The sequence below is a fragment of the Paraburkholderia sp. UCT31 genome (genome assembly GCF_014397655.1).
GTDB classification, from domain to species: domain Bacteria; phylum Pseudomonadota; class Gammaproteobacteria; order Burkholderiales; family Burkholderiaceae; genus Paraburkholderia; species Paraburkholderia tuberum.
Genome location: NZ_VZQP01000143.1, coordinates 1 through 3,440, shown reverse-complemented (window position 1 = coordinate 3,440; position 3,440 = coordinate 1). Strand labels below are relative to the sequence as shown.

Annotated in this window: 5 protein-coding genes; all 5 read left to right on the top strand. The window is 62.1% G+C overall.

What is annotated here, in order from left to right; genetic code table 11:
* Positions 1-80: 80 nt before the first annotated feature.
* The 5 genes from tnpA (at position 81) to F6X40_RS41085 (ending at position 3,323) form a co-directional block, all read left to right on the top strand.
* The gene (tnpA, locus tag F6X40_RS41105) at positions 81-491 is read left to right on the top strand and encodes an IS66 family insertion sequence element accessory protein TnpA (protein WP_187631841.1); all 411 of its coding nucleotides are present in this window, start codon (positions 81-83) and stop codon (positions 489-491) included.
* Positions 485-832 carry an IS66 family insertion sequence element accessory protein TnpB gene (gene tnpB, locus F6X40_RS41100; protein WP_147394152.1) on the top strand — a complete coding sequence of 116 codons (348 nt, stop codon included), beginning with the start codon at positions 485-487 and terminating at the stop codon, positions 830-832. Before tnpA ends, tnpB begins: the two co-directional genes overlap by 7 nt.
* 65 nt (positions 833-897) lie before the next feature.
* Positions 898-2,421, top strand: a complete 1,524-nt coding sequence (tnpC, locus tag F6X40_RS41095; protein ID WP_187631840.1) for an IS66 family transposase — start codon at positions 898-900, stop codon at positions 2,419-2,421.
* A 14-nt stretch (positions 2,422-2,435) separates the two neighbouring features.
* Positions 2,436-2,924 (top strand): hypothetical protein, encoded by a 489-nt coding sequence (locus F6X40_RS41090; protein WP_187631839.1) that lies wholly within the window; start codon positions 2,436-2,438, stop codon positions 2,922-2,924.
* A gap of 30 nt (positions 2,925-2,954) precedes the next feature.
* The gene (locus tag F6X40_RS41085; protein ID WP_187631838.1) at positions 2,955-3,323 is read left to right on the top strand and encodes a calcium-binding protein; all 369 of its coding nucleotides are present in this window, start codon (positions 2,955-2,957) and stop codon (positions 3,321-3,323) included.
* The last annotated feature ends 117 nt before the right edge of the window (positions 3,324-3,440 follow it).

The following is a 3,440-nucleotide window of genomic DNA, read 5'->3' as shown; positions in this document are numbered from 1 at the left end:
GTATCCGTCAGCGCATCCCGTCTTGAACGCACGTACGCGCGGTGCGAAGGTGTAGCCATCGTAACGACGGAGCAAATGCGATGGAGAACACCACGGGAGAGACTGTATTGACGGGCACGCGGCGGCCTCGGCAGGGCGAGGCGTTCTGGCGAGAGATGGTCATGGCATGGAAAGGAAGCGGACTTGGCGAGCGTCACTTCTGCCGTGAGCAGGGACTTGCCGTCAGTACGTTCGATCTGTGGCGCAAGAAACTGTCGAACCTGGAGGATGAAGCCGAGCGTCCGCTGGCGGTCACCCCTGACGCGGCGTTCGTCGTTGCCCATGCGGGCATCGGGGCGCCGCCAGCGGTGCCATCACCGACAGTGGACACGTCGTCTACGCGTGATCGGGTGACGCTGTCCCTCGCCGGCGTTCGCATCGAACTGACGGGCGTGCACGCCGAGCGCATCGTGCGCTTCGTGCTCGGGCAGCTTGGAGGTGCGCGTTGCTGATCGCCGCCGACGTTCGTGCCTACATCTGCCGTGATCCGGTCGACATGCGCAAGTCGATCGACACACTGTCGTATCTGGTCGAACCGCTTCTTGCCCAGAAGCCGGCCTCTGGCAATCTGTTCGTGTTCGTTGGTCGGGACCGCACGAAGGTCAAGTGCCTATATTGGGATCGCACCGGTTTCGCGCTCTGGTACAAGCGGCTTGAACACGGACATTTTCCATCACCGTCGTCACTCGCCCAACGTGGCTTCACGCTCGCTGAACTCAACGCCTGGCTGGAGGGCATCGAGATCCCGGCGCGCGAGCCGCATCGTGCCGTCGCAGTGAAGCGCGTGAGCTGAACTGGCTATTGCCTGCGCAGATACAACGCTCTCCGAGCTTGTAAACGTCGCGCGAGTTGGGCATCATGATAGCCATGCCGCCCACCGCCATCACTGTCGCGGATTTGCCGGTCGAGCCCGATGCGCTGCAAGCCTTCGCGCTCGAACAGAACAGGCTGGCATGCGTGCTGTGGGAGCAGCTGGAAATCCTGCAGCACCAGATTGCCCAGGCGAACCGCGCGCGCTTCGGGGTCAGCTCCGAGCGGCTGGCGGCCCAGGCGGAACTATTCGATGCCGCTACGGAGTTACCGGTTCCGCCCGAGCCGGACGAGGTTCCGGTTGCGGGCCACACCCGCAAGGGACGTCCTGCCCTGCCGAAGGACCTGCCGCGCACGCGCATTGAATACGATCTGAGCGACGAACAGAAGGCGGCATTCGATTCACTCGAATGCATCGGCGAAGAGCGCAGCGAGACGCTGCACTACGAGCCATCCAGGCTCACCGTCATTGAGCATATCCGCTTCAGATACGCGGCGAAGAAGGATGGTGAGTCGACCATCGTGACGGCGAGCGCCCAGCCTTCACCGCTGCCAAAGAGCAATGCGAGCGCGAGTCTGCTGGCTAACATCCTAGTCAATACCTACGTCGATCATCTTCCCTTGAACCGCCAGGAGATGCGCTACGCGCGCCGTGGTGTGTACCTGCCCCGGGCAACGCTGTGTGAATGGAAGCTGGCGGCAGCCGAGCTGCTCGAAGTGCTGCTGCCGCCGCTACGGGCTCACCAGTTGCAGGCCCCGCGCATGCACGTGGACGACACAACGCTGCCGTTACTCGAGAAGGGTCGCACGGCGACGCGCACCGCACGATTATGGGGATACCTGGGCGCGGGGCAGCGCGAGGAGAACGGTGTCTGGGTTGACCACCCGCCGGCGGTCGTGTTCGAATTCGCTGAGTCGCGCTCCGGTTCGCATCCGCTGCGCTACCTGCAAAAGTACAAAGGCTATCTGCAGGCGGACGCATACAGTGGACATGGCGCACTCTACGAAACCGGAGATATCGTCGAGGTTGGATGTTGGGCCCATTGCCGCCGACGCTTCTTCGAAATCGCGAAGGCGCAAAGCAAACCGGGACTTGCGGCGCAGGCGCTGCAGTGGATCACGCAGTTGTATGCGATCGAGTCGCGGATCAAGGACCAGACGCCTGAGCTCAAATATGCGGCGCGGCAAACTGAGGCACTGCCGCTACTCGTGCTGTTCCGGCAATGGCTGGAAGGCAACGTCATCGGCTTGCCGGCTCAGGCGCCGCTTGCAAAGGCCTTCGGCTATGCGTTACGTCACTGGCCGGCGCTCGTTCGCTACACTGAGAGCGGTATCCTGCTGCCGGACAACAACGCTCTCGAGCGGCAAATCCGACCCATTGCCCTCGGAAGGGCGAACTGGCTCTTCGCGGGTTCCCCGCGCGGCGCCCGCGCGACCGCCACGATGTATTCGCTGCTCGGCACGGCTCGCCTGAACGGTTTCGAGCCGTACGCGTGGCTCAAGGACACGCTCGAGAAGCTGCCATCGTATCCTGTCAATCGCGTGCACGAACTGTTGCCGCTCGCCCGTTAAATGCCATCACATTCATGGACATTCTCGACTCACTTCGGCAGGCGCCCAGCGCCGAACTCTATCGCCTTTATCTCGCCGTCGGAAAAATGCTCGACGATCCCCGACGCATCCTGGAAGTACGGCAGCGCCTGCACCTCGGCATGGCTATCAGTTATATCGCAGACAACCCGCTGGCCCCTCCATTGCAGGGAACCGTCGTTGAGCTTCGGCAAACACAGGCGGTCGTTCAGGACAATGCGAGCCGGCGCCGCTGGGCGCTACCGTACGCGGCGATCGTTCCCGATAGCGCAGCCCCGATTCATCCTGAACCGGCACCGCCACCGCGCGCACAACGCGAAGAGTTCCTCGTCGGCGACACCGTCGGTTTCACCGACAAACACCTGAGCGAGCGTGTCGGCACCATCGTGAGACTCAACTCGAAAACGGCCTCGATTGCCGTGACAGATTCCGAGGGTCACTGGCGCGTTTCCTACGGTCTGCTGCGGCGTATCGTCGATCTATAGCCCTATCAACTCTGGTCGGAAGACAACATCATGGCCAAGCCCAGGATCGACGCAAATCGTGAACATCGCATTGAGATGGAAGTGGTGGTCGACGCCTATACCGAGGAAGAGCGGGCGATGTCGTGGTACTGCTATCTGGAAGAGCAGCTCTCGTTTCCATTCGAGGCCGGCATTCGCCAGGCAATGGCCTCTTCACCACTGCACCCGGGTGAACACGTCTCGGTCACCGGACTCGCTCATGAAGACCTGTGTCGGGTTGGCATCTTCGTCTGGGCCCGGTGGGGCCAACGTGACGTGGTGGCACCCCTGGCTCAGATCGTCCCGGTGGACAGCGATAAACCGACACGACTCGCCGTCGCTGACTGGCACTACTGGCACGATCAAGGTTACGCGTTCTGACATCCAGAGAGCCGTCGCACTGTCGCAGCGGGATCTCGCTCACCTCGTCCTGATCTCTCGCGGCGTTGTTGGTCTCGTACTAAATTTCCACTTCTGACGGGTTACGCTGACGGATAC

Coding starts and splice junctions, on each gene's coding strand:
- tnpA (WP_187631841.1), top strand. CDS start 81: ATGGAGAACACCACGGGAGAGACTGTATTGACGGGCACGCGGCGGCCT.
- tnpC (WP_187631840.1), top strand. CDS start 898: ATGATAGCCATGCCGCCCACCGCCATCACTGTCGCGGATTTGCCGGTC.
- F6X40_RS41090 (WP_187631839.1), top strand. CDS start 2,436: ATGGACATTCTCGACTCACTTCGGCAGGCGCCCAGCGCCGAACTCTAT.
- F6X40_RS41085 (WP_187631838.1), top strand. CDS start 2,955: ATGGCCAAGCCCAGGATCGACGCAAATCGTGAACATCGCATTGAGATG.